Source organism: Catenuloplanes nepalensis, assembly GCF_030811575.1.
In the GTDB taxonomy this organism is placed as follows: domain Bacteria; phylum Actinomycetota; class Actinomycetes; order Mycobacteriales; family Micromonosporaceae; genus Catenuloplanes; species Catenuloplanes nepalensis.
On sequence record NZ_JAUSRA010000001.1, the window covers coordinates 4,260,990 to 4,283,448 of the forward strand.

Annotated in this window: 22 protein-coding genes; 9 read left to right on the forward strand and 13 right to left on the reverse strand. The window is 73.2% G+C overall.

Annotated features, from left to right (window positions below):
* Positions 1-64 precede the first annotated feature (64 nt).
* Positions 65-1,282 carry a hypothetical protein gene (locus tag J2S43_RS18235; RefSeq protein ID WP_306830753.1) on the forward strand — a complete coding sequence of 406 codons (1,218 nt, stop codon included), beginning with the start codon at positions 65-67 and terminating at the stop codon, positions 1,280-1,282.
* 460 nt (positions 1,283-1,742) lie between these two features.
* Here J2S43_RS18235 and J2S43_RS18240 read toward each other — a convergent pair whose 3' ends face one another.
* The 3 genes from J2S43_RS18240 to J2S43_RS18250 form a co-directional block, all read right to left on the reverse strand.
* Complete coding sequence (locus J2S43_RS18240) at positions 1,743-2,093, reverse strand: hypothetical protein (protein ID WP_306830755.1); 351 nt, start codon at positions 2,091-2,093, stop codon at positions 1,743-1,745.
* Between the two features lie 113 nt (positions 2,094-2,206).
* The gene (gene murD / locus J2S43_RS18245; protein ID WP_306830758.1) at positions 2,207-3,568 is read right to left on the reverse strand and encodes a UDP-N-acetylmuramoyl-L-alanine--D-glutamate ligase; all 1,362 of its coding nucleotides are present in this window, start codon (positions 3,566-3,568) and stop codon (positions 2,207-2,209) included.
* Between the two features lie 163 nt (positions 3,569-3,731).
* A complete protein-coding gene (locus tag J2S43_RS18250; RefSeq protein WP_306830760.1) occupies positions 3,732-5,156 on the reverse strand; it encodes a hypothetical protein in 1,425 nt (474 codons plus the stop codon).
* 207 nt (positions 5,157-5,363) lie between these two features.
* On the opposite strand from J2S43_RS18250, the gene J2S43_RS18255 reads away from it, so the two are divergent.
* Complete coding sequence (locus J2S43_RS18255) at positions 5,364-6,617, forward strand: anti-sigma factor domain-containing protein (RefSeq protein WP_306830762.1); 1,254 nt, start codon at positions 5,364-5,366, stop codon at positions 6,615-6,617.
* A gap of 6 nt (positions 6,618-6,623) precedes the next feature.
* On the opposite strand, the gene J2S43_RS18260 is transcribed toward J2S43_RS18255, so the two are convergent.
* Together J2S43_RS18260 and J2S43_RS42225 are read right to left on the reverse strand one after the other, a co-directional pair.
* Positions 6,624-7,217 (reverse strand): DUF4232 domain-containing protein, encoded by a 594-nt coding sequence (locus tag J2S43_RS18260; RefSeq protein ID WP_306830764.1) that lies wholly within the window; start codon positions 7,215-7,217, stop codon positions 6,624-6,626.
* A gap of 89 nt (positions 7,218-7,306) precedes the next feature.
* Positions 7,307-7,546: a hypothetical protein gene (locus J2S43_RS42225; RefSeq protein ID WP_370881635.1), complete on the reverse strand. Its 240-nt coding sequence runs from the start codon at positions 7,544-7,546 to the stop codon at positions 7,307-7,309.
* A 94-nt stretch (positions 7,547-7,640) separates the two neighbouring features.
* Between J2S43_RS42225 and J2S43_RS18270 the strand changes: the two genes are divergently transcribed.
* From J2S43_RS18270 to J2S43_RS18285, 4 genes are all read left to right on the forward strand, one after another.
* Entirely contained in the window at positions 7,641-8,309 is a 669-nt protein-coding gene (locus J2S43_RS18270; protein WP_306830766.1) for a copper homeostasis protein CutC, read from the forward strand.
* A 73-nt stretch (positions 8,310-8,382) separates the two neighbouring features.
* The gene (locus J2S43_RS18275; RefSeq protein WP_306830768.1) at positions 8,383-8,892 is read left to right on the forward strand and encodes an RNA polymerase sigma factor; all 510 of its coding nucleotides are present in this window, start codon (positions 8,383-8,385) and stop codon (positions 8,890-8,892) included.
* Complete coding sequence (locus tag J2S43_RS18280) at positions 8,873-9,550, forward strand: hypothetical protein (RefSeq protein ID WP_306830770.1); 678 nt, start codon at positions 8,873-8,875, stop codon at positions 9,548-9,550. The genes J2S43_RS18275 and J2S43_RS18280 overlap by 20 nt, the downstream gene beginning before the upstream one ends.
* A gap of 68 nt (positions 9,551-9,618) precedes the next feature.
* Entirely contained in the window at positions 9,619-10,038 is a 420-nt protein-coding gene (locus tag J2S43_RS18285) for a DoxX-related protein (RefSeq protein WP_306830771.1), read from the forward strand.
* A 38-nt stretch (positions 10,039-10,076) separates the two neighbouring features.
* Here the strand turns inward: J2S43_RS18285 and J2S43_RS18290 are convergent, their stop codons facing one another.
* From J2S43_RS18290 to J2S43_RS18320, 7 genes are all read right to left on the reverse strand, one after another.
* Positions 10,077-10,604 (reverse strand): DUF6924 domain-containing protein, encoded by a 528-nt coding sequence (locus J2S43_RS18290; RefSeq protein WP_306830773.1) that lies wholly within the window; start codon positions 10,602-10,604, stop codon positions 10,077-10,079.
* 40 nt (positions 10,605-10,644) lie between these two features.
* On the reverse strand, positions 10,645-11,547 hold the full coding sequence (locus J2S43_RS18295) for a 1-phosphofructokinase family hexose kinase (RefSeq protein WP_306830775.1): 903 nt from the start codon (positions 11,545-11,547) through the stop codon (positions 10,645-10,647).
* Between the two features lie 82 nt (positions 11,548-11,629).
* The gene (locus tag J2S43_RS18300; RefSeq protein ID WP_306830777.1) at positions 11,630-12,058 is read right to left on the reverse strand and encodes a hypothetical protein; all 429 of its coding nucleotides are present in this window, start codon (positions 12,056-12,058) and stop codon (positions 11,630-11,632) included.
* Positions 12,059-13,862: 1,804 nt separating this feature from the next.
* Positions 13,863-16,070, reverse strand: coding sequence for an MMPL family transporter (locus tag J2S43_RS18305; RefSeq protein ID WP_306830779.1), 2,208 nt, complete (start codon positions 16,068-16,070; stop codon positions 13,863-13,865).
* A 51-nt stretch (positions 16,071-16,121) separates the two neighbouring features.
* Positions 16,122-16,889 (reverse strand): TetR/AcrR family transcriptional regulator, encoded by a 768-nt coding sequence (locus J2S43_RS18310; protein WP_306830781.1) that lies wholly within the window; start codon positions 16,887-16,889, stop codon positions 16,122-16,124.
* Positions 16,890-17,037: 148 nt separating this feature from the next.
* Entirely contained in the window at positions 17,038-17,814 is a 777-nt protein-coding gene (locus J2S43_RS18315; protein ID WP_306830784.1) for a MerR family transcriptional regulator, read from the reverse strand.
* Entirely contained in the window at positions 17,811-19,124 is a 1,314-nt protein-coding gene (locus J2S43_RS18320; RefSeq protein ID WP_306830786.1) for an MFS transporter, read from the reverse strand. Before J2S43_RS18320 ends, J2S43_RS18315 begins: the two co-directional genes overlap by 4 nt.
* Before the next feature lie 248 nt (positions 19,125-19,372).
* On the opposite strand from J2S43_RS18320, the gene J2S43_RS18325 reads away from it, so the two are divergent.
* Together J2S43_RS18325 and J2S43_RS18330 are read left to right on the forward strand one after the other, a co-directional pair.
* Complete coding sequence (locus J2S43_RS18325; protein WP_306830788.1) at positions 19,373-19,825, forward strand: GNAT family N-acetyltransferase; 453 nt, start codon at positions 19,373-19,375, stop codon at positions 19,823-19,825.
* A gap of 2 nt (positions 19,826-19,827) precedes the next feature.
* Positions 19,828-20,571: a DinB family protein gene (locus tag J2S43_RS18330; protein ID WP_306830790.1), complete on the forward strand. Its 744-nt coding sequence runs from the start codon at positions 19,828-19,830 to the stop codon at positions 20,569-20,571.
* Here J2S43_RS18330 and J2S43_RS18335 read toward each other — a convergent pair.
* A complete protein-coding gene (locus J2S43_RS18335) occupies positions 20,558-21,391 on the reverse strand; it encodes an SDR family NAD(P)-dependent oxidoreductase (protein WP_306830792.1) in 834 nt (277 codons plus the stop codon). The genes J2S43_RS18330 and J2S43_RS18335 overlap by 14 nt on opposite strands.
* A 147-nt stretch (positions 21,392-21,538) precedes the next feature.
* Here J2S43_RS18335 and J2S43_RS18340 point away from each other — a divergent pair, with 147 nt between their 5' ends.
* Positions 21,539-22,411 (forward strand): helix-turn-helix transcriptional regulator, encoded by an 873-nt coding sequence (locus J2S43_RS18340; RefSeq protein ID WP_306830794.1) that lies wholly within the window; start codon positions 21,539-21,541, stop codon positions 22,409-22,411.
* The last annotated feature ends 48 nt before the right edge of the window (positions 22,412-22,459 follow it).

The following is a 22,459-nucleotide window of genomic DNA, read 5'->3' on the forward strand; positions in this document are numbered from 1 at the left end:
CCGGCCCCTCGCAGGAGACGCTCAGTAAGCTGGCGGTCCCGATGTCGTGCGTCGAAGGAGAAGCGTGGGCCGCTACGCACCCGTGCCGTTGCCGTCCGGCGAGCCGGAGCTGATCGCGGGCCAGGTGCGCGCCTGGGTCACGGCCGCGCCGATGCGTGCGCTGGTGGCCGCGTCCGGCGGGGAGCTGCCGTCCGGGGCGACGGAGAAGCTGCTGGGCTGGCTCGACGACTTCTCCGCCGCGCACTGGGACTTCCGCCGGGCCGCCGGCGTCGAGCGCGACCAGGTCCGGTCGCCGCACGTCAACCCCGAAACCGCCGCCACGGTACGGGAGGCAGCCGCCGCCCTCGGCCTCGCCGATCATCGCCGGCCTCGCCGTGCGCGCTACGACCACGTGCTGGTCCTCGGCGGGTTGGGCCGCGCCTGCCTGCAACGAGTCGCGCACGCGGCCGAGCTGCTGCGATCCGGCGTCGGCACGACGGAGGTGGCCGCGCTCGGCAGCTTCCGGCCGCTGTCCGAGACCGAGCGCGCGGAGCGGGGGCTGGCCGGCGCGATTCACGAGGTCGACGCGATGGAGGTCGCGGTCCGGGCGAGCTTCGGCCTCACGGCGGACCCGGTGATCGACTGCGAGGACGGCCCGATCGGCCACGATTCCTGGGCGATCCGCACCTTTCCGGCATCGCCCACAACCGGCACGTCCGCCACGGCCACCGCCACCACGGGCGCAACCGGCGCGGCCACCACGAGAGCAACCGGCGTGGACATCACGGGCACAATCGGCGCGGCCATTACGAAGGCGACCGGCGCGGCCACCACGGGCGGAGCCGGCGCGAACGCCGCGGCCACCATCGGCACGGCCACCACGAAGGCAACCGGCGCGAACGCCGCGGCCAATGCGGGCGCCACAGGCGCTGACGCAACCGCCGCCGGCGAACCGCCGGCGCGGCCGGCCGTGCACGTCCTCGCGGCCCCGTCGAGTGAGCCGGAGAAGCGGCGGGCGCGCACGCCGGACACCTATGAATTCTGGGCCCGCCGCTTCGGCGCCCGGCCCGGTGACCGGATCCTGGTGGTCACGTCGCCGATCTACGTGCCGTTCCAGCACTGCGACGCGATCCGCATGCTCGGGCTGCCGCACGGCTGTGCGATCGACACGGTCGGCTTCGACCCGGCGCACGCCGTGCCACCGCAGCCGGAAACCGCGACCGCCCCCGACCGCTACCTGCAGGAGACCCGCTCCGCGATCCTCTCCATGCAGCGCCTGTTCGCCGCGATCAGCGCGGACTGAGGGCGACCTCCCTTATCAGGAGATTTCGGGCACGGAGTGCCCGGCCGGCGCCATGGCACCCAGCGTCGCAAGGACGCCGACGGCGCAAGGACGCCGACGGCGGCACGGCAGCCCACGTCGTGAAACGCCGACGGCGGCACGGCAGCCCACGTCGTGAAACGCCGACGGCGGCACGGCAGCCCACGTCGTGAAACGCCGACGGCGGCACGGCAGCCCACGTCGTGAGGACACCAGCGGCGCAAGGACACGGGCGGCGCCACGGCAGCCGGCGCCGTGAGGACACGGGCGGCGCAAGGACACCGGCGGCGTGAGGGACCGGCTGCCGGGATCGGACGGAGTCCCCCCGGTAGAACAACGGCACACGGCGTCGTGAAGAACCGGGTGCAGGGGCGAGACGAAGTGCCCGGCAAACACGACGGCACCCGGTCTCTCGCGAGACCGGGTGCCGTGACGTGATCGGCTAGCGCAGGCCGAGACGCTGGGTCATCGACGGCTTGCTGCGGCCCATCGTGGCCGCCATCCGGCTGGTCATCGACGGAGTGCGGCGCATGCGGGACGGCAGCGTGGTCACGGCCGCGCGCATGCGCTGGGTGCGGGTCTGCGGCTTGCGCATCGCGCGCAAGCGGATCACGGCCGCGGTCGCACCGGCCAGCGCGATCACGACGGCCGCGACCGGGGTCGGGTTGCGGCGGATCGCGGCGCCGGTCTTGCGGGCCGCCTCGGGCGTGGCGGCGACCGCCTGACTGACGCGGCTCGTGCCGGCCTTCCCGTCCATCGAGGCGGGAGTGTCGTGGACAAGGCTGTCGGTCATCGCAGTTACCTCCACGAAGTCGAAGTCGTGTGTTCTGCGTAGATCAATGCCCGTTCCGCCGCGATCGAATCGTGAGCCACCCCTCATTCACCCCGCGTACACGAACGTGTGCACTACGGCCGCGTCGCCTCGATCGCCTCGCGGAACACCCGGGACCGGTGCGCGTAGTTGTCGTACCGCCCGTAGCTGGCCGCGGCCGGGGACATCAGCACCACGCCACCGGCCCCGGTCCGCTCCCGGCCGAGGCGCACGGCCTCGTGCATGTCCCCGGCGGAGATGACCGAGATCCCGGGCAGGTCCGCGACCAGCGACAGGATCATCGGCCCGCTGTCCGGAATGCCGATCAGCGTCGCATTGATCTTGTTCTCGCGCAGGTAGTCGCGCAGCGGCGTGTAGTCGACGCCCCGATCGTCGCCGCCGACGATCACGGACAGCGGCCGGTCCGCGAAGTTCTCGATCGCGTGGATCGTCGACTGCGGGATGGTGGAGAGCGAGTCGTCCACGAACGTCAGCCCGGACGGGTCCGCGATCGGCTGCAACCGGTGCTCCAGCCCCGCGAACCCGCGCAGCGCGGCCGCCAGCGACTCCCGGGACGCCACGCAGTCCACGCCCATCGCCTCGATCGCGGCCAGCGCCACGCACAGGTTGCCCTCGTTGTGCCGGCCGAGCAGGCTCAGATCCGCGCGCGGGAACAGCGCCTCGCCCGCCCGGAAGAACCAGCGGTCACCGTCCGGGCCGGGCGCGACGTGGAAGCCGTCCGGCAGCCCGGCCGCGACCAGTGGCAGCCCGGCACGCCGCGCGAACTCGTCGGCCAGCCGCACGTCGTGCCCGTTGTAGACCACCGCGGACGCGCCGTGCATCGCGATGTTGAGCTTGCCCCGGAAGTACGCCTCCTCGCCGCCGAACCAGTCGAGGTGCTCCGGGAAGAGCGAGGTCACCACCGCGACGTGCGGAGAGTCATCCAGATCCGCGCACTGGTACGCGCTGAGCTCCATCACATACAGGTCCGCCGGAGGCATGGCCAGCGCCGCGATGCCGATGTTGCCGCCCAGCTCGTTCGGCCGGCCCGCACCGGCCAGCAGCGCGTGGACCAGGCTCGACGTGGTCGACTTACCCTTGCTGCCGGTCACGCCGACGGTCCGCCGCCGGTTGGCGGCCATCCACAGCGCGGTCCCGCTGGTCACCACGCCGCCGCGGGCCCGGTGCGCGGCGATCCACGGGTGCACGTCCGGGATGCCCGGCGAGCGCACGATCACGTCGATGTCGGCCAGCTCGCGGTGCGCGTCCTCGCCGGCGAAGAGCGGCGCCACCTCCGCGAGGTGCCCGGTCCAGGTGGTGGCGAGGAAGTTCGCGGAGTCCTGCACGGTGATCAGCCGCTGCGTCCCGGCCGTCGCGATCGCCTCGACCGCCGCGATGCCCTCACGGCCCGTACCCCAGACCGCCACCCGGCGTCCGGCCAGCTCCCGCAGCTCCACGTCTCTCCCCAGCGTCGCAGCCCCCACCCCACCGGCGGCGGTACCAGCAACATAGGCCATGCCCCGAAGGTCCCGCCCGGCCAGGCCGCCGCGCCGGTGATCGAGGCGTCCCGCACGTCGTCAGAGCGACACCAGGGACGCCTCGACCACGAACGAAGGGGCGTCAGTCCGCGGTGAGGAGCAGGACCTCCGGCGTCAGCGTGAGTTCGGCGCCGGCCTCGGTGCGGGCGGTGACGGTGCCGTCGGAGACCGCGACCAGGGTCAGGATGCTGCGGGAGACGCCCTGGGCGGCGAGCATGGTGGGGTTGCCGGTGTCGGCGCCGGCACCGCGGACCGCCACGTCGCCGGTGCCGTCACCCTTCGCGGTGACCCGCAGGAACGCGCCGCCGATCCGGTCCAGCGGCACGCCGGCCAGCCCGGTGTCCGGCACCACGGTCACGGTCGCCGAGCGGCCCGCGTCGACGTCGGCCTTCCCGGGCGGCGTCGACGGCGCACCCGCGACCGGCGTCGGCACGACCTCAGCACCCGAGCCACCCGACGCGCCCGAAGCACTCGGCGACGCCGAAGCACCCGAACGATCCGAAGCACCCGACGGATCCGAAGCACCCGGCGGCGACGGCACCAGCGCGGACGGCGGCAGGCTCGGCGCCGGGGACGGGTTCGGCGGCAGCGGGACCATCACCAGCAGGCCCTCCGCGGACTCGGGCGCCTCCTCGCCGGTCACGTAGCCGACCAGGTCGGCGCGCAGCTCCGTACCCGCCTCGTAATGGATCGTGATCTTGTCGCCGTCGACCGGGACGAGCATCAGGCCGCCGCGGGTACGGTCCGCGCCCTTGGTCGCGGACCAGAACAGCTCCTGCCGGTCGGAGTCGCCCGCGTGGACGAAGCCGCCGTCCGTGCCGACGTCCGCCGCGACCTGCAGCATCACGGCCGAGATCGACCTGTCGGCCAGCTCCGGCACGCTGTCCAGGTCGAGCTCCTTCTCGTCCCCCTCCGGCTCCTTGACCAGGCGGAACACCTCGCGCGACGGGACCGGCACGACCCGGCCCGCGGCCGAGGACGCCGACGGCGCCAGCGTGCCGACCAGCTGGACCACCAGCCGGCCACCGGCCTCGTCGCGGACCCGCAGCGCGCCGTCGCCGGCCACCGGGACGATCAGCGTGGTGCTGGTCTGGCCGCCCTTGCCGGCCAGGCGCAGCGCCGGGATCGTGCCCTCGGACGAGGTGACCGTGACCGCGCCGGCCTGCCGCGCGTCCAGTGCGGACACCGCGAGCACCACGGCCGTGCTCGCCTCGGCCACGTCCAGCAGCGACACGTTGACCTCGTCGCCGGGCGCGAGCGGCTCGCCCGAGCGATTGTCGAAGAGCGACTGCGGCCCGGCCGGTACGAGACGGTTCGAGGCGATCGCGGCGGCCGCGTTGGTCAGCACGATCTCCGGGACGTCCACGGAGTTCGCCGAGGGCGCGCGTTCGTCCGCGAACAGCAGGCGGGTGCCGGCCAGCGCCATCGCGGCACCGGCCAGCACCGCCACCGCCACGGTCACGATCCGGAAGACGACACCCGGCCGTCCCCTGCTCCACCCCGCCATTCGGCACGCCTCCGCATCGCCTTCACGCCCCGGACCCCCCGTGCGGCCCGGGACTCCTCACCGCCACACCCAATACGGTGAAAATCAAGAACCGGTTCTCACCCATTCTGGGGTACGGGTAAAGGCCCACCGACCAGGCGCGACGTCAACCAGTCGATGGACGTGCGCGCATGCCCGCGGCCGACACCGGGCCGTATGGTTGCCGATGTGACCGACGCGGAGCCCCCACGGAACGGCGCGCCCGGCGCGGGTGCGGGCCGTGGCCAGCCCGGACAGTGGTTCGGCGCGCCGGACGACGAGCCGATCGAGGACTTCCCGGAGGCCCCGCCACCCTATCCGGGCTGGACGCCACGACCTGCGGAAAGCCCGCCTGAATCGTCCGGCGGATATCCGGGCACGTCCGGCCGGGACCCGGGTGACCCATCGGATGTGCCGGGCATGTCCGGACGTTTCCCGGACGGCGCACCAGGCATGCCGGACACGTCCGGACGTTTCCCGGACGGCGCACCAGGCATGCCAGACACGTCCGGACGTTTCCCGGACGGCTCGCCGGACACGTCCGGACGCTTGCCCAGCGGCTCGCCGGACATGTCCGGACACTATCCGGACACGTTCGGCCGCTATCCGGACGAGGCGCCGGAGGCCGGCGGCGGTCACCCCGGTGGCATCGCGCCCGACGCGCCCGACACAGCGCTCTACGCGGTGCCCGACGCGCCCTACACAGTGCCCGACGCGCCCGACACAGTGCCCGACGCGCCCTACACAGTGCCCGCCCCTCCTTACCCGGTGCCGGGCGAACCCTGGCCCCACCGGGCCGGGGCGGCACCGGACCCGCAGTTCACGGGCGGTGCGGACTACTGGCCGGTGCCGCCGCGGGAGCCGGTGGAGGCGGTGCCGGAGCGTGCGCGGGGGCGGAAGCGGCGTGCCGTGCCGCCCGGGCCGGCCGGACCGGGACCCGACGTGCCGATCGCCTCCGCCGGGTCCGCCCGCCCGCTCGCCGTACCCTCTGATCGCCCTAAGGGGTTGAGGCGCCCGTGGGCGCTGCCGCTGGCGGCACTCGCGGCGGCAGCGGCCCTGACCGCCGGCGTGCTGGTGGTGGACCGGGTGCTGACGCCGCCGAACCCGTTCCTGGAGGGCGGCACGGAGTTCGCGGCGACCGGGGCGAACGGCGCGACCGGCACGGTGCGGCTGGTGCCGACCGGGACCGGCACCGGCGTGGTGCTGGAGCCGGAGAACCTGCCGGCCGCCGCCGCGGGCAGCTACTACGTGGCGTGGCTGCGCGGCCCGGACGGCGCGGTCGTGCCGCTGGGCTCGTTCCACGAGCGGCGGACCGGGATCCCGATCTTCCTGTGGAGCGCGGTCGAGCCGTCCGACTACCCGGAGTTCGTGGTGACGCTGCAGTCCGAGAACGATCAGCCGACGCCGGACGGCCCGGTCGTGCTCACCGCCCGGCTCGGCTGACCTCCGTCACCAGGCGACGACGCCCTGGGTGGACGGCTGGATCGTGCCGACTCGGAGGCCGCTGACCGGCAGTTCCTCGACGGCCTGATCGCCGCCCTCGACTCCGGTGATCGTGGCGTTGACCGGCGTGCCGCCGCCCGGCGGCATGACCGTGAGCGTGGTCGCGACCTTGCAGTCGGCCGCGCCCAGGTCGCAGGCGGTCCACTTGAATCCGGCGAACGCGGTCTCGCCCGGGTCCAGCGCCGTCGCCGTGGCCGGGCCGGGCTGCGCGACCTCCTCCACCGGCACCTTGATCGCGCTGTCGTCCGCCGCGAGCAGGCCGAGCGTGGGCCAGCCGTCGAGCGCGCACGCGGCGTCGGACGCGTTCGTGATCGCGAGCAGCGCCACCCCGGCCTCCTGCACGGTCGCCTCGGCCTTGATGTCCTCGCCGGTGCAGGCGTCGACGCCGCTCGCGCCGGCCCCGGAGTCCACCGGCGCGGGCGCCTCGCTCCGCGTCGCGGCACCGGGTGCGGTCTCGCTCCCGGTCTCGTCCGTGCTGCCGCAGGCCGTGACCGTGCACAGCAGCGCGGCCGCGGCGATGACCCGGAACGGACGCCTCATGTCAGGTCCCCTCTCGTCGACTCCTCCGGTCGTTCCCGGCCCACCGTGTTCCCGGACCGCCGCGGGACTATGCCGGTTTCGCGAGGTATTTACCTGATCGACGCCGCGACCGCGCAAATCAGGTTCGCCGCGCGCGTGTCCGGTTGTGCATAGTCGGCATGCAGGCGGTCCATCACGTAGCCGAACGCGATGCCGGCCGCCGGGTCCACGACCGGCTCGCCGTGCCGGTAGACCGAGACCGCCGCGCCGGTCTCCCGTCCCAGGTTCGCCGCGAACGCGTCCATCACCCGCTCGTAGCCGGGCGCGACCGTACCCTCGATGTCCGTCATGGTTGGTCAGGATAGGACCGCGGCCATCGACGTACGCGAGATCACAGCGGCGGGTCGCCGGGGAACATGCAGCGCATATGGGACCATGCCGCCTATGTCGCGCCCGCTCCTGGAAGTCATCGCGCTCGGCCCCGCCGACGCCCGCCGCGCCGCCGAGGGCGGCGCCGACCGGATCGAGCTGGTCAGCGACATGGACTCGTCCGGCCTGACGCCCGACCCGGCCACAGTGGAGGCGGTCCGCGCGGCCGTCGACATCCCGGTCCGGGTGATGCTCCGCGACCGCGACGGCTTCACCCCCGGCGACCTGACCGCGCTACGCGGCGCCGCGAAGGCGGTCCGCGGCGCGGGCGCAACCGAGTTCGTGCTCGGCTTCCTCTCCCCGACCGGCGACGTCGACCTGCCGGCCGTGTGCGATCTGCTCGACGTGCTGGACGGCGCACCCTGGACGTTCCACCGCGCGATCGACCACGCGGCCGACCGCACCGCGGCCTGGGACTCGCTGCGCGACCTGCCCGGCCTCGACTGCGTCCTGACCGCCGGCTGCCCCTCCGGCGTCACCGGCGGCCTCCCCGTCCTCGCCGCCGAGGCCGCCGCCGGCGTCCCGGTGCTGGCCGGCGGCGGCCTCCGCCAGCCACACCTGGCCCCACTGCGCGCAGCCGGCGTCACCGCCTTCCACACCGGCGGCGCGGTCCGCCCCGACGGCCGCTGGGACCTCCCGGTCGACCCGTCCCTGGTCGCCTCCTGGCGTGCGGCCCTGAGCTGAATGCATCCTCCCGCGGGGAGGATGCAACCGGACGGGCCCCGGCGGCGTGGTAGTTGCTGAGGGAGGGGCTCGGATGGCCGATGAGGAGTCGTTCGACGCGTTCTATCGCGGGACGCGGCAACGCACGTTCGGCTGTGTCTACGCGATGACCGGGAACCCGGCCGAGGCACAGGACGTCACCCATGAGGCGTACGCGCGCGCCTGGCAGCGGTGGTCCAGGGTCGGCGGGTACGCGAACCCGGAGGCGTGGGTGCGTACCGTGGCCCGGCGCCTGGTGTTCAGCCGCTGGCGGCGCGCGCAGGCCGCGGTCCGCGCGTACCGGCAGGTCGGCGTGGCCCCATCGGTGCCGGAGCCGAGCCCGGACAGCGTGGCGATCGCCGCCGCGCTGGCCGCGCTCCCGGCATCGCAGCGGGTGACGATCGCGCTGCACTACCTGGCCGATCTGACCATCGCGGAGGTCGCGCGGGAACTCGGCGTGCCCGAGGGGACGGTCAAGGCCCGGCTGCACCGGGCCCGCGCGAAACTCGCCCGGCACCTCGCCGACGACCCTGAGGAGGCGAACCGTGTCCGATCCGCTTCGTGAATCCATCGGGACGCTGCGCGGTACGGCGCCGCCTCGGCCGTTCGCGGGGGCCGCGGAGGTCCGCCGTCGTGGCGTGCGCCGCGGCCGGCGGCAGGCGCTGACCGCCGCGCTGGTGCTGCTGCTGGCCGTCGCCGGTGTGCAGCTGGTTCGGCCGCAGGCACCGCTGTTCCTGGTCATCGGCGCGCAGTCGATCCATGGCGGCATGTTCCTGAGCGCGGCCGAGCTGGGCCACGGGCTGGCGCCCGCGTCCGGCATCAGCCCGGCCGTCACGTGGCTGTGGGCGCGGCCGTGCCGGTTCTTCGACCCGGACGACTATCCGTCGCTGGAGGCCGTGACCGAGCGGGACTTCCGCGTCCACTCGGCGGACGGCGGGGTGCTGGTGTTCCAGGCCGTGATGCGGTTCTCGTCGGCGGACGAGGCCGCCCGCAACCTCCGGGACGTGCGCACGCTGGCCGTCTCATGCGGCGCGAACAGCAGGGAGTTCTCGCACAACACCACCGGGTACCCCTACGTCATGAGCCGGTTCGGCGAGCCGTCCGCGGGGGTCCTGGTCTCCGTGCAGCGCGCGGATCTGGTGTGGACCATGGAGACGCCGCCGACCTGGACCGACGCCGAGCTGCACGCGGCGCGTGACAGCGCCCACGAGCGGATCCGCTGACCGCCGCCCTCTGGCTAGGATCGTGCTGCCGTCCGGATCGATCCGGCGGCGGACCACGGGAGCGGATCGTGCTCGGAATCGCGGCGCAGGCGCTGCTCGGACTGGCCCTGCTCGGCGCCGGCACCGGCCATCTCACGGTCCTGCGCGAGGAGTTCCACGCCCAGGTCCCCACCTGGGTCCCACTGGACACCGACTTCGTGGTGGTCGCGTCCGGCGTCGTCGAGGTCGTGCTGGGCCTGGCGCTGTTGCTCGTCTGGCGGCAGCCAGCGCGCGGCCTGGCCGGTGCGGTCGTCGCCGCGTTCTTCGTGGCGGTCTTCCCGGGCAACGTCGCCCAGTTCACCGAGCACCGCGACGCCTTCGGCCTCGATTCCGACCTCGCCCGCGGCGTCCGCCTGCTCTTCCAGCCGCTGCTGGTCGCCTGGGCGCTCCTGGCCACCGGCGCGATCCCCGTGCTCCGCACACAGATCCGACGCCTGCGGCGACCCTAGAAGCCTCCGGCGTGGCCGGCCCGGGCGTACTCCCGCCGTCAGCGGTGCCGAGGCCGCGAGGCCGGGGAGGTGACGGGTGAGAAGTCGTAGTCGTCGGCGTCGAAGGGGAGGCCGCGGAGCGACGCGATCGCGGAGAGGACCTTGATCTGGCCCTCGCGGCCGCCGCAGCGGTAGACGCCGTCCGGGTCGACGCTGCGCACGTAGTCGTGGAAGAAGCCGGGCGCGACGAACAGGTTGTTCGCGACGTGCCAGAGGACCTCCGGTGCCGACCGGAACGTGCCGCCCGGGTCGTCGATCAGGTCCACCACCAGCAGCGGCAGCCCGGGCGACGTCATGGTGAGGCTGTCGGCGAGCGCGACCATCGGGTGCGACGGACCGTGCGGCACCCGCTCCAGCGCGCGGCTCGGGCTCAGGCCGGAGAACGCGAAGTCGTCCACGAACGTGAACGCGGCGCGGACCAGGTCGCCGCCGGGTGGTTCGGCGACCGCCCGGCACACCCGCGTCCACGCGTCCGAGTCGGTGAAGTCCGTGCGCACGACCAGCGTGCTCTCGGTCACAGGCAGCATGGCCCCACGCTAACAATCCGGGCGTACGCACCGGGCCTGATCAGCGTTCTTCCACCCGAACCCGGCCGATCAGCTCGGCGATCGCCTCGGCGTCGCCGGTGCCGAGACCGTGCCGGGTGACGTTGAGCGCGCCGGCCGCGGCGCCGGTGCGCAGCGCTTCCTCGACCGCGCCGCCGCGGGCCAGCACGGAGGCGATGCCGGCGGTCATCGAGTCGCCGGCGCCGCGGTGGTCGGCGACCTCGAGCGCGGGCGGCTCGACCGTGACCACGCGACCGTCGAAGAGCGCGAGACTCGGCGCGTCCGGGCGGCTGATCAGCACGGCGCCGGCGCCCTCGCCGAGCACGCCGCGGCCGGCCTCGATCAGCGCGTCCTCGCCGTCGCCGGACGCGCGGCCCGCGTTGATCAGCTCCTCGTGGCTGACCTTGACGAACGCCGGCTTGCCCCTGAGCACCGCGGTGAGGTCGTCGCCGGACAGGTCCACGACCACGGTGACGCCGTTGTTGCCGAGGTCCGCAGCGAGTCGCCGGTAGATGTCCGGGTCGACCACGCCGGGCGCGGCCGAGCCGCTGAGCACCGCGACCGGCGACCTCAGGCCCTCGGCCAGCGCCAGCCCGTAGAGCTCGTCCATGTCGTGGCGGGTGAGCGGGTCGCCACCGTCCTCGGCGATCTCGTCGCGCTCACCGCTGCGGCGGTCGTGCACGTACCACCCGTTGCCCGAATCCCGTTTCACGGAGCGGATGTCGATGTTCTCGCCGCCGAGCCGCCCGAGCAGGACCTCGCCGGTCTCACCGCCCAGGGACACACACAGCGTCACGGGTACGCCGAGCGACGCCACCATCCGTGACATCCAGACTCCCTGGCCGCCCGCGTGCACATGCAGCTCCGGCCGGTTCGCCCGCTCCTCGATCGTCACGGTCAGGATCGGCACCGCTGCGAACACCATCACTCGCGCATCCATGCCCTGAAGTGCCCGTATGCGCGGCCGGTCACCCGCCGTACTCGCTGTGAACTCGCTGAGTGTTACCTCAGGCCGCGGCGGCCGCGCGGGCGGAGACGAACTCGTGCAGTCGCAGCCACTCGGTCTCCAGCACCGCGCCGTACGCGCGAGCCACGTCGATCATGTCCCGTGCCCGGTCGAAGTCGCCGGCCAGGAACGCCGCGGTCGCGGCCGCGTTCGCCTGACCGCCCTGCGCGCGGCGCAGCTCGAACCACTCCTCCGCGCTGCGCATCACGTCCGGCAGCCCGTGCGCCGCGACGTGCGCCTCCAGCCAGGCCCGCTCCTCGTCGGTCGCGCTGGTGATCTCGCAGACGTACTTCTGCCAGCCGCCGGCCACCTCCCGGTAGCCCGGCGCCCACTGCTCCGTCGCCATCAGCAGCTGCTGCCGGCGTATCTTCACGCGCCGCTGCTCCAGATCATCACCGAGTGCCGGTACGTTCTCGACGGTCGCGGTCATGGTGCCTCCCCCTCGAAGATCAACGTCAAGGGACCGGATTGCCCTGCGTGACGAGCACCTACGCCCGACCGGCGGACACGACCGGGTAACGATCAGTACCGCATGCGATGGTTTCAGTGACCAACGGCGGCACCTGCGGATGGAAGCGCCAGCGACGACCGGTGCCCGCGGAGGTTTTCGGCGACCAGCGGCGGCGCTTGCAGGGAGGATCGCCAGCGACGACCGGTGCCCAATGCCACCCAGCCTATTTTGATCTTGACCCGAGGCTGGCCCGGCAGCAGCGCGCCGCCCTGCGGAAATCCTTTCCGCAGCATCCCGCGGTGGACAGTCGAAGGCGGGCACATGGTGTACGAACGCGCAGGTCAACGACCATGATCAACTTAGGCTAAGTGGCATTGGGCACCGGTCGGCCGCAGGCAGCCTCCCTGCAGGTCCCCGCCCACTCACCACCCGAGCCCCGCCCAGCCCAGCCCGCCCAGCCCAGCCCGCCCAGCCCGCCCAGCCCAGCCCCGCCCGCCCGGCCCGGCCCGGCCCGGCCAACGCTCCCACCAGAGCCCGCAGGCCCAAACCGGACCCGGCACGCTCCCCGGTAGAACCGGTAGGCATCCTCGCGCTCGAAAACTCCGCATAAACGACCGGCATGCTCATCACTCACGTCGCGGCTCAGCGGGGTCGATACCGGCGCCTGAGTGATCAATCAGTGGAGCAAAAGATAGGTCAACTTCGCTAGTTGACCTATCTTTTGCTCCACTGATTGATCACTCAGGGCTGGTGGGGAGCCCGTCCACCGAGATCTGTCACGCGGGCACGACAAAATATGGCGACATTTCGGGCGCGCAGCGCCCGGCTCGCGCAGCGCCCGGCTCGCGCAGCGCCCGGCTCGCGCAGCGCCCGGCTCGCGCAGCGCCCGGCTCGCGCAGCGCCCAGCTTGCGCGGTGGCCGGCTCGCGCAGCGCCCAGCTTGCGCGGTGGCCGGCTCGCGCAGCGCCCAGCTTGCGCGGTCGCCGGCTCGCGCAGCGCCCAGCTTGCGCGGTCGCCGGCTCGCGCAGCGCCCAGCTTGCGCGGTCGCCGGCTCGCGCAGCGCCCAGCTTGCGCGGTCGCCGGCTCGCGCAGCGCCCAGCTTGCGCGGTCGCCGGCTCGCGCAGCGCCCAGCTTGCGCGGTCGCCGGCTCGCGCAGCGCCCAGCTTGCGCGGTCGCCGGCTCGCGCAGCGCCCGGCTCGCGCGATGGCCGTCTCGCGCGATGGCCGGCTCGCGCGATGGCCGTCTCGCGCGATGGCCGTCTCGCGCGGTGGCCGGCTCGCGCGGTGGCCGGCTCGTGGAGTGCCGGGCTTGCGCGGTGGTCGGGGTCGCGTGGTCACCAGCGCGGACCTTCGGGCCCGGCGGCTCGCTCGGGCTGGTGCGGGGGTTCGGGTTGCGTGGTGGCTGGCTCGTGGGGCGCCCGGGGTGCGCGGTGGACGGGGCGCAGCCCCGGGTTGTGGGGGTTTGCGAGAGTGGCGGCGGACTTTGCGGGAAGGCCGCTGCGGCCGACCGGCGCCCGATGCCACTTAGCCTAAGTCGAGTTTGACCCGAGGCTGGCCCGGCAGCAGCGCGCCGCCCTGCGGAAATCCTTTCCGCAGCATCCCGCGGCGGACAGTCGAAGGCGGGCACGTGGTGTGCGAACACGCAGGCCAAAGACCATGATCAAAATGGGCTACGTGGCATTGGACCGGTGCCCGCGGGAGCACTCGGAACGTCACCACGCCGGAAGCGGGAAGAGCAGGATCTTGAACTTCAAGATCCTGCTCTTCATGACCGCACCGAAGGTGTCAGCGGTGCGTGGAATCCTGCGACGACGGGACCGGAGCCGTCTCCGGCATCTCGCTGACCGTGGCCGGCGGGACCGTGCGCTCCAGCGCCGCGCCCTCGACGTCGAGCGTCGGCAGCCAGCTCAGCCAGGACGGCAGCCACCAGGCGGCGCGGCCCATCAGGCTGAGCGCGGCCGGGACCGCGATCATGCGGACGATGATCGCGTCGAACAGGATGCCGACGGCCAGCGCGAACGCGATCGGCTTGATCGTGTCGTTGCCCTCCGGGACGAAGCCGGCGAAGACCGCGAACATGATGGTCGCGGCCGCGATGACGACCGGCGCGGCCTGCTTGAAGCCGGTGACCACGGCGTCGCGCGGTGACGCGCCGTGCGCGTGCGCCTCGTGCATGCGGGAGACCAGGAAGACCTGGTAGTCCATGGCCAGGCCGAACAGGATGCCGATCACGATGATCGGGGCGAGGCTGAGCAGCGGCGCCTCGGTCTCCGTGTTGACCAGCGCGTTGAGCCAGCCCCACTGGAAGACCGCGGTGGTGGCGCCGAGCGCGGATCCGATCGTGAGCAGGAAGCCGAGCACGCCGGTCACCGGCACCAGCAGCGAGCGGAACACCAGGATCAGCAGGACCAGCGCGAGGCCGACGACCAGGATCAGATACCGCGGCAGCGCCTGGTCGAGCTTCTCCGCCACGTCCACGCTGATCGCGGTCTGGCCGGTCACGTAGATCTCGTCGTCCCCGGCGTCGTCGACCGTGGAACGCAGCGCGTGGACCAGGTCCTTCGTCTCCTGACTGTCCGGCGCGGACGACGCGATGACGGCGACCATCGCGGCCGTGTCGTCGGGCCGGGCCCGGCTGAGCGACGCGAACTCGACGCCGTCGAGCGCCTGGAACGACGTCGCGATCGCGGTGGCGCGGGCGGTCGCGTTCGCGCCGTCGACCAGCACCACCAGCGGGCCGGAGAAGCCCGGGCCGAACCGCTCCGCGATGATCGCCTGGGCCCGCTCCTGCGTGCTGCCGGCCTGCGCGGGCTGGATCAGCGTGGTCTGCATGGAGAAGAACGGGATGGAGACGACGCCGAGCACGATCACGGCGGCGAGCAGGCTCAGCGTGCGGAAGCGGGTGACCGTGTTCGCCCAGGCGCGGTAGAACGGGCGCCCCTGCTCCTCCGGGTCGACCGCACCGGCCGCGCGCAGCCTGCGGGGCAACGCGCGGCGGCCCATGAAGCCGAGGACAGCGGGGACCAGCGTGATCGCGATCAGCACCGCGACCACGATGGTGGCGGCGGCCGCGATGCCCATCTCGGTCAGGAACGGGATGCCCGCGACCGCGAGACCGGCGAGCGCGATGACGACCGTGATGCCGGCCGTGACCACCGCGGAGCCGGCGGTGCCGACCGCCATCGCGGTCGCGTTCTCGGGGTCGCGGCCGTGCAGCAGCTCGTGCCGGTAGCGGGTGACGATGAACAGCGTGTAGTCGATGCCGACCGCGAGGCCGAGCATGATCGCGAGGATCGGCGTGGTCGACTGGAGATCGACGAAGCCGCTGAGCGTGGTGATGCCGAGCGCGCCGATGCCGACGCCGACGATCGCGGTGAGCAGGTTCATCCCGGCCGCGACCAGCGAGCCGTAGGTGATGGCCAGCACGATCAGCGCGACGACCACGCCGACCGCCTCGGCCGGTCCGCCGATGTCCGAGCCCGGCTCCATGCTGGCCTCGCCGCTGACCTCGGTGTTCAGCCCGCCGTCACGCGCCTCGGCGACCGCGTCCAGCAGCGCCTCCCGCTGCTCCACGGTGATCTCCGGCGCGGGAGTGCCGTAGGTGACCGTGCTGTACGCCGCGCTCTGGTCCGGCGCGACCGTGGGCCGCTGCGGGTCGAGCGGGTTGCTCGCGCTCTCCACGCCGGGGAGCGCGGCGAGCTTCTGCACGTACGCGGTGATCTCCGCGGCGACGGCCGGGTCGCTGACCTTCGCGCCGTCCGGTGCCGCGACCACGACCTGCGCGGTGCCGCCGGAGCCACCGCCGAACCGCTCGTCGATCAGGTCCAGCGCGGTGGTCGACTCCTGGCCGGGGATGCTGAACGACGTGGCCATGGTGCCGGAGAGCGTGACCGCGCCGACCCCGGTGCCGACGAAGACCAGCAGCCAGACGATGGTGACCGCCCATCGGTGCCGGAACGAGCCCAGCCCGAGGCGATGCAGGAAGGTTGCCATGCCGATGGTTCCTCTCGGTGCTTCTTGCGTGCGTGCTTCCGCGTGCGTGCTTCAGCGTGGGTGGCCGAGTGCGTCGTAGATCGCGGCGACCAGGTGGTCCCGGACCTGGCCGGGCGCGTCGTCCCGGAGTTGGTGGAACGGGTTGTCGTCGCTGCTCAGCGCGACGGAGGCGACCGCGAGCGCGCCCGCGGCGGCGATCACGCGCACCACGCGGCCGACGTCGGTGCTGCCGGGCAGCACACCGAACGCGGTCATCACCGGCCGCGCGATGCCCTCCAACTGGCCCTGCTCGCCGGGCTCGGCGGGCCCGCCGGGCTCGGCAGGACGGCCGGGCTCAGCAGGACGGCCGGGCTCAGCAGGACGGCCGGGCTCAGCAGGACGGCCGGGCTCAGCAGGACGGCCGGGCTCAGCAGGACGGCCGGGCTCAGCAGGACGGCCGGGCTCAGCAGGACGGCCGGGCTCAGCAGGACGGCCGGGCTCAACGGGACGGCTGATGAAGGACAGCGCGAGCGAGGCGAGACCGGGACTGTGCAGCGCCAGGTCGACCAGCTGCTGGATCACCGCGCGGTCGCGCTCCGGCCCGCCCGGCATGGCCGCGGCCATCTGCTCGACCTCGCGCATCGCGCCGGCGCAGCAGTCGACGGCCGCGTCCCACAGCGCCTCCTTGCTCGGGAAGCGGTGCAGCAGGCCGGTCTTCGAGTAGCCGGCCGCGTCCGCGATGCGCTGCACGGACGTGTCCTTGAAGCCGTGCCGGGCGAAGAGCGCGGCCGCGTGCTCGACGATCTCGTCGTCGATCTCCTGTTTCGTCTGTCGCGGCATGCGGACCAACCTAGTCCCTCGCAGACCACTCCGGTCCGACAGGGACCGTAATGGTCCTCACATTGAGCACACGATTCATCCTCGCATTTCACTCATATGCGGCGTCAGGAAAAGATCAGAACCCTTCGGCGGTACGGCGTGAGCGCGCTCAGGACCGCGGCGTTTCCGTCTCCTCCGGCGCCTTCCCGTCAGCCCCGAGAAACTCCCGCACCGCCCGGGCCAGAAACGCGCGCTGCGTGTCGTTGAACGCGGCGTCCTGGTAGTCCGCGAACAGCGAGTCCACCTGCGGTGCGTCGATCGCCGGATAGCCGTCCGCGAAGACCCGCGCGAACATGTGCCCGTACGCGCTCAGCAACTCCTCGCGTTCACGCTCCGGCGTCTCCGCGTCGAGCGCGGCGAACCGGGCGGTCAGCGCGTACATCTCGGCCAGCAGCTCCGGCCGGTTCAGCGAGGCGTAGAGGTCCCGCAGTTCCCGCCGGCCGTCCTCGTCGAGCATGTGGTGCAGCAGGATCGACAGGTCCCGGTCCTGCGCCAGCACCGCCGGTGGCACCCCGGCCGGGTCGTGGGCGCCGAGCAGCCCGGCCAGGTCCGGCGGCGTGTCCGGGCTGGCACCGGCCGCGCGCAGCCGGGCGATCACGTCACGGCGGGCGGTGAGCCGCGCGATCTGCGTCGCCAGCTCCGCGTCCAGCTGCGCCAGCACCGAGTCCGCTCGCTCCGCGGACTTCAGCAGAGCCGGGATCTCGTCGAGCGCGACCCCGATCTCGGTCAGCCGGCGGACGCGCAGGAGCAGGATCAGGTCGCGGACCGTGTACTCCCGATAGCCGTTCGCCCGCCGGTGCGGCTCGGGCAGCACGCCCACCTGGTGGTAGTGCCGCAGCGTGCGCACGCTGACTCCGGCCAGCCGCGCGATCTCGCCGCTGTTCATCCCGCCAGCTCCTCCGGCTCCCGGTCGCGCATGCCCGCCGCCGACCGTGCGGGCGCCGGCGTGTCCCGCGCCGGGGTCAGGGTGCGCAGGGCCGGTGCCCACAGAGCGTAGGCCGCGGCGACGGCCCAGGCGGCGGACAGCGCGATCGCGGCCGTGCGTGCGCCGGACCACTCGGTCAGGATCGCGGCCGCGCCCATGCCGAGCGCGGGGGCGAGCGTCATGATCGAGTTTTGGGTGCCCATGATCCGGCCGCGCATCTCGTCCGGGATCCGCTCCACCATGAGCACGCCGAGCAGGCTGCCGAACAGGCCGTTGCCGAGCCCGACCACGCCCGCGGACGCCAGGATCAGCCACGGGGAGGCCAGCGACGCCATGCCGCCGAACCCGGTGACGGTGAGCACGGTACCGGTCACGAACCAGGCCCGTCGCGGTCCCCGGCCACCGGCCGCCGCGTAGACGCCACCACCGGCCAGCAGCCCGAGCGCGAGCGCGCTGAGCACGAAGCCCAGCAGCTCCGGGCGGCCGGCCAGGGTGAGATACACCGGCAGCACCAGCGCCTGGAAACCGCTCAGCACCAGCACCAGCACCGTGCTCAGCAGGGTCGTCACCAGCAGGAACGGCGACCTGACCAGCACCCGCCAGCCGTCCCGCAGCCGCGCGGAGCGCGCCTCGGCACTCACCGGCCCGGCGGCAGCAGCGGCCGGCCCGGCGGCAGCAGCGGCCGGCCCGTTGGTCGTGAGGGCGCCGGCCCGGCGTGGGATCAGCAGCGTGACGAGTGCCGCCGCGCCGGAGAGTGCCGCGGTGATCCAGAGGACCTCCGTACCCTCGAAGGTGGTGATCAGAATGCCTGCCGCTCCCGGGCCGATCAGCATCACCACCGCGGCGGCCGCCTCCCGCAGCCCGAGCAGCCGCTCCGCGCCCATCCCGCCGGTGCGCACGATCCCCGGCAGCATCGCCTCCCGCGCGGTCAGGCCCGGCACGTCCCCGAACGACCCGACCACCGCGGACAGCACGAACCAGCCCAGCGACAGCCCCACCGCCGAGTCGAGCAGCGGCAGCGCCGCGACCGACGCGGCCGACACCAGATCCGTCAGGACCGACGCGGTCCGCCGGTTGATCCGGTCGATCACCACCCCCATCAGCAGTCCGGCGACGACGGCCGGCAGCGCCGACGCGATCGCCACCGCGCCGGTGGCCAGCACGCTCCCGGTGGTCTGCAGCACGATCAGCGGCAACGCGACCCCGGCGACCGAGTTGCCGAGCAAGGACAGGACATATGAGGCGAGGTACGCCCCGGATGCGCGATTCACCCCACCATGGCAAACCATGACGTCGCGTCGGGGTCAACTCCGCGCGGCCGGGCATCGACCGGCGAGACCCCGGCCACCGCCGCTGCTCGGCGTCCTCGCGGAGCTTGGCGAACACGCCGAGGTACGGCTGTGGTCATCGCCGCCCAGGTTCGCGGCGACGTGACCCGATAGGCCTCACCCACTCGCGGCACCGGCAGCTCTCGGTAAGGACTCAAAAATCGCTCACCCCTGACGCTTATCCTGCGAGTATGCGTCTGGAGCCGGTCACGCCGACGAACTACGAGGCGGCGCTGAAGCTGTCGGTCCGGGAGGATCAGAAGGATCTGGTCGCCTCCGTGGAGAAGTCGCTGGCGGAGGCGTTCGTCTTCGGCGAGCGGGCCTGGCCGCGGCTGATCTACGACGGTGACCGGCTGGTCGGGTTCCTGATGGCGTTCCTGGACCTGCCGTGGAAGGACGTGGACGACACCGACCGGCGCTCCGGCCTGTGGCGGCTCAACATCGCCGAGGACGAGCAGGGCAAGGGGTACGGTTCGTTCGCGGTCGAGGCGGTCGCGGCGGAGCTGCGCGCCCGCGGCACGACGGCGTTCTACGTGACCTACGTGCCGCGTGACGGCGGGCCCGAGCCGTTCTACCGCAGGCTCGGCTTCGTCCCGACCGGCGAGGACGCCGACGGTGAGACCGTCGCCGTGCGTACCCTCTGACCATGACGGACTTCAGCGAGCAGGATCTGAGCGGCGCGCGCTTCCGGATGGTGCGGCTCGCCGGTGCGCGCTTCCGCGACGTCGACTTCTTCCAGGCGCGGATGCGCGGCGTCTGGATGTCCGACGTGGACATCGACGGCGAGGTCCGCAACCTGGTGATCAACGGGGTGGACGTGGCGCCGCTGATCGAGGCCGAGCTGGACCGTCGCGACCCCCGGCGCGCGCTGATGCGCCCGACCACCCCCGAGGGTTACGTCGCCGCGTGGGACGTGGTCGAGCGCATCTGGGACGAGACGGCCGGCCGGGCCCGGCGGCTGGACCCGGCGCTGCTGCACGAGCGCGTCGACGACGAGTGGTCGTTCATCGAGACGCTGCGCCACCTGGTCTTCGCCACCGACGCCTGGGTCCGGCGCGCGATCGGTGGCCAGGCCTCGCCGTGGCATCCGCTCGACCTGCCGTGGGACGGCATGCCGCCGACGCCCGGCGTGCCGTGGGACCGCGCGGCCCGGCCGTCGCTGGACGAGGTGCTCGCGCTGCGCGCCGACCGGATGTCCGGCGTCCGCGCGGTGATCGCCGGCCTCACGCCGGAGTCACTGGCCGCGCGGACGCCTCCGGCGCAGGGCCCGGGCTGGCCGGCGGAGAACGACTCGTACACCGTCTCCGAGTGCCTGCTGACCGTGCTCAACGAGGAGTGGCAGCACCGGCTCTACGCGGAGCGGGACCTGGACGCGCTCACGACGCGCTGATGTCGGTCGTGACGGCCAGCTCCCGGCCGGCCTCGAGGTCGCGGCCGAGCGCCTCGACCGCGGCCTTGGCCAGTCCGTAGGAGTCGGAGCCGAGCACCTGCCGCAGCGGCGCACCGCCCTCGACCGCGACCGCGATGATCGCCTCGGCGGCCTTGACCGGATCGCCGAGCTGGGTACCCGGCATGGCCAGGTGCGCCTCGGTCATCTGGCGGATCGCGCCATAGCCCTCCGCGGTCTCGGCGACCAGTCCGAGCGACTGCGGGCGCAGGAAGTCGGTGCGGAAGTAGCCCGGCTCGATCAGGTTGACCTTGATGTCGAACTCCGCGACCTCCGCGGCCAGCGACCCGGTCAGGCCCTCCAGCGCGTACTTGCCGGCGCAGTAGAGCCCCCAGCCCGGGAAGGTCGTCAGGCCGAGGATCGAACTGACGTTGATGATGTGCCCGCGGCGCTCGGCCCGGAAGTCCGGCAGGACCGCGCGCAGCACGTTCCAGACGCCGAAGACCTGCACGTCGAACATCTGCCGTACCTCCGCGTCGGTGGTCTCCTCGACCGCGCCCAGGAAGCCGTAGCCGGCGTTGTTGACGACCACGTCGATCCGGCCGAAGCGCTGCTTGGCCGCGTCGACGGCCGCGGCGACCCGCGCCTCGTCGGCGAGGTCGACCTCCAGCGGCAACAGCCGGGCGGTGTCGGCCGCACCGAGCGCCTCGGTCAGCCGTGCGGTGGAGCGGGTGGTCGCCGCGACGCTGTCGCCCCGGGAGAGGAGCTGCTTGACGAGCTCCAGGCCGAAGCCGCGGGACGTGCCGGTGACGAACCAGTTCATGGGTTACTCCTCGGGTCGTGGTGACGGGCTCAATGTTTCTGCGCCGAGGCGGCCACGGACACGGCCGAGCTGGCCCAGCCGTGCCTGGGAACGCCATGCCCACCCAGGCGCTGCCGGACGGCGGCCCGATGCGCGACCATGGAGGACATGGATCATCGGTCGGCACTGGGCGAGTTCCTGCGGGCCTGCCGGGCGCGCACGGCACCGGAGGAGGCCGGGCAGGGCCGGCGCGTGCGCGGTCTGCGCCGGGAGGAGGTGGCGCAGCTCGCCGGCGTGAGCGTCGACTACTACACGCGGCTGGAGCAGGGGCGGCACACGAGCCCGTCCGAAGCGGTCGTCGAGGCGCTGAGCCGGGTCTTCCGGCTCGACGCCGCGGGCCACGCGCACCTGGCCGACCTGGCACGGCCGGCACGCCGGCCGGCCGAGCGGACGCCGGCGCAGAAGGTGCGGCCGGCGATGCAGCAGATGATCGCCTCGATGACCGAGCACCCGGCGTTCATCGTGGGCCGGCGCACCGACATCCTCGCGGCGAACCCGATGGCCCGCGCGCTGCTCGCGGACTGGCCGAGCCTGCCGCCCCGGGAACGCAACTACACCCGGTGGGTCTTCCTCGACCCGGCCGCGCGCGAACTCTTCGCCGACTGGCCGACCGTCGCCGCCGAGGTGGTCGGCACGCTGCGGTTGTACGCCGGGCGCCACCCCGACGACGTGCGGCTCAACGAGCTGGTGGGCGAGCTGACGATCAAGAGCGCCGAGTTCCGCACCTGGTGGAACGGCCACCGCGTGCACGAACGCACACACGGCACCAAGCACCTGCTGCATCCCGCGGTCGGCCCGATCACCATCCGCTACGAGGCCCTCGCCCTCCCCGGCGACGCCGACCAGACCCTGTTCGTCTACAACACCGACCCGGGCAGCAGCTCCCACGACAACCTGCGGCTGCTCGCCCTCTGGGCCGACCCCCGCCCCAGCGATCACACGAGTAGGGCCGCAACGGGCGCCGACCGGCCGGTGACGTGAGCGGACTACGGTTGACGGGCAAGAGCCGATCTTGAGGGTACGGGGTGA

Bases quoted from the DNA above. Each gene is read 5' to 3' on its own strand.
- J2S43_RS18275 (WP_306830768.1), top strand. From the start codon at position 8,383: ATGGCCGATGAGGAGTCGTTCGACGCGTTCTATCGCGGGACGCGGCAA.
- J2S43_RS18240 (WP_306830755.1), bottom strand. From the start codon at position 2,093: ATGACCGACAGCCTTGTCCACGACACTCCCGCCTCGATGGACGGGAAG.
- J2S43_RS18300 (WP_306830777.1), bottom strand. From the start codon at position 12,058: ATGACCGCGACCGTCGAGAACGTACCGGCACTCGGTGATGATCTGGAG.
- J2S43_RS18340 (WP_306830794.1), top strand. From the start codon at position 21,539: ATGGATCATCGGTCGGCACTGGGCGAGTTCCTGCGGGCCTGCCGGGCG.
- J2S43_RS18305 (WP_306830779.1), bottom strand. From the start codon at position 16,070: ATGGCAACCTTCCTGCATCGCCTCGGGCTGGGCTCGTTCCGGCACCGA.
- J2S43_RS18315 (WP_306830784.1), bottom strand. From the start codon at position 17,814: ATGAACAGCGGCGAGATCGCGCGGCTGGCCGGAGTCAGCGTGCGCACG.
- J2S43_RS18325 (WP_306830788.1), top strand. From the start codon at position 19,373: ATGCGTCTGGAGCCGGTCACGCCGACGAACTACGAGGCGGCGCTGAAG.
- J2S43_RS18250 (WP_306830760.1), bottom strand. From the start codon at position 5,156: ATGGCGGGGTGGAGCAGGGGACGGCCGGGTGTCGTCTTCCGGATCGTG.
- J2S43_RS18260 (WP_306830764.1), bottom strand. From the start codon at position 7,217: ATGAGGCGTCCGTTCCGGGTCATCGCCGCGGCCGCGCTGCTGTGCACG.
- J2S43_RS18310 (WP_306830781.1), bottom strand. From the start codon at position 16,889: ATGCCGCGACAGACGAAACAGGAGATCGACGACGAGATCGTCGAGCAC.
- J2S43_RS42225 (WP_370881635.1), bottom strand. From the start codon at position 7,546: ATGACGGACATCGAGGGTACGGTCGCGCCCGGCTACGAGCGGGTGATG.
- J2S43_RS18270 (WP_306830766.1), top strand. From the start codon at position 7,641: ATGTCGCGCCCGCTCCTGGAAGTCATCGCGCTCGGCCCCGCCGACGCC.
- J2S43_RS18335 (WP_306830792.1), bottom strand. From the start codon at position 21,391: ATGAACTGGTTCGTCACCGGCACGTCCCGCGGCTTCGGCCTGGAGCTC.
- J2S43_RS18330 (WP_306830790.1), top strand. From the start codon at position 19,828: ATGACGGACTTCAGCGAGCAGGATCTGAGCGGCGCGCGCTTCCGGATG.
- J2S43_RS18290 (WP_306830773.1), bottom strand. From the start codon at position 10,604: ATGCTGCCTGTGACCGAGAGCACGCTGGTCGTGCGCACGGACTTCACC.
- J2S43_RS18295 (WP_306830775.1), bottom strand. From the start codon at position 11,547: ATGGTGTTCGCAGCGGTGCCGATCCTGACCGTGACGATCGAGGAGCGG.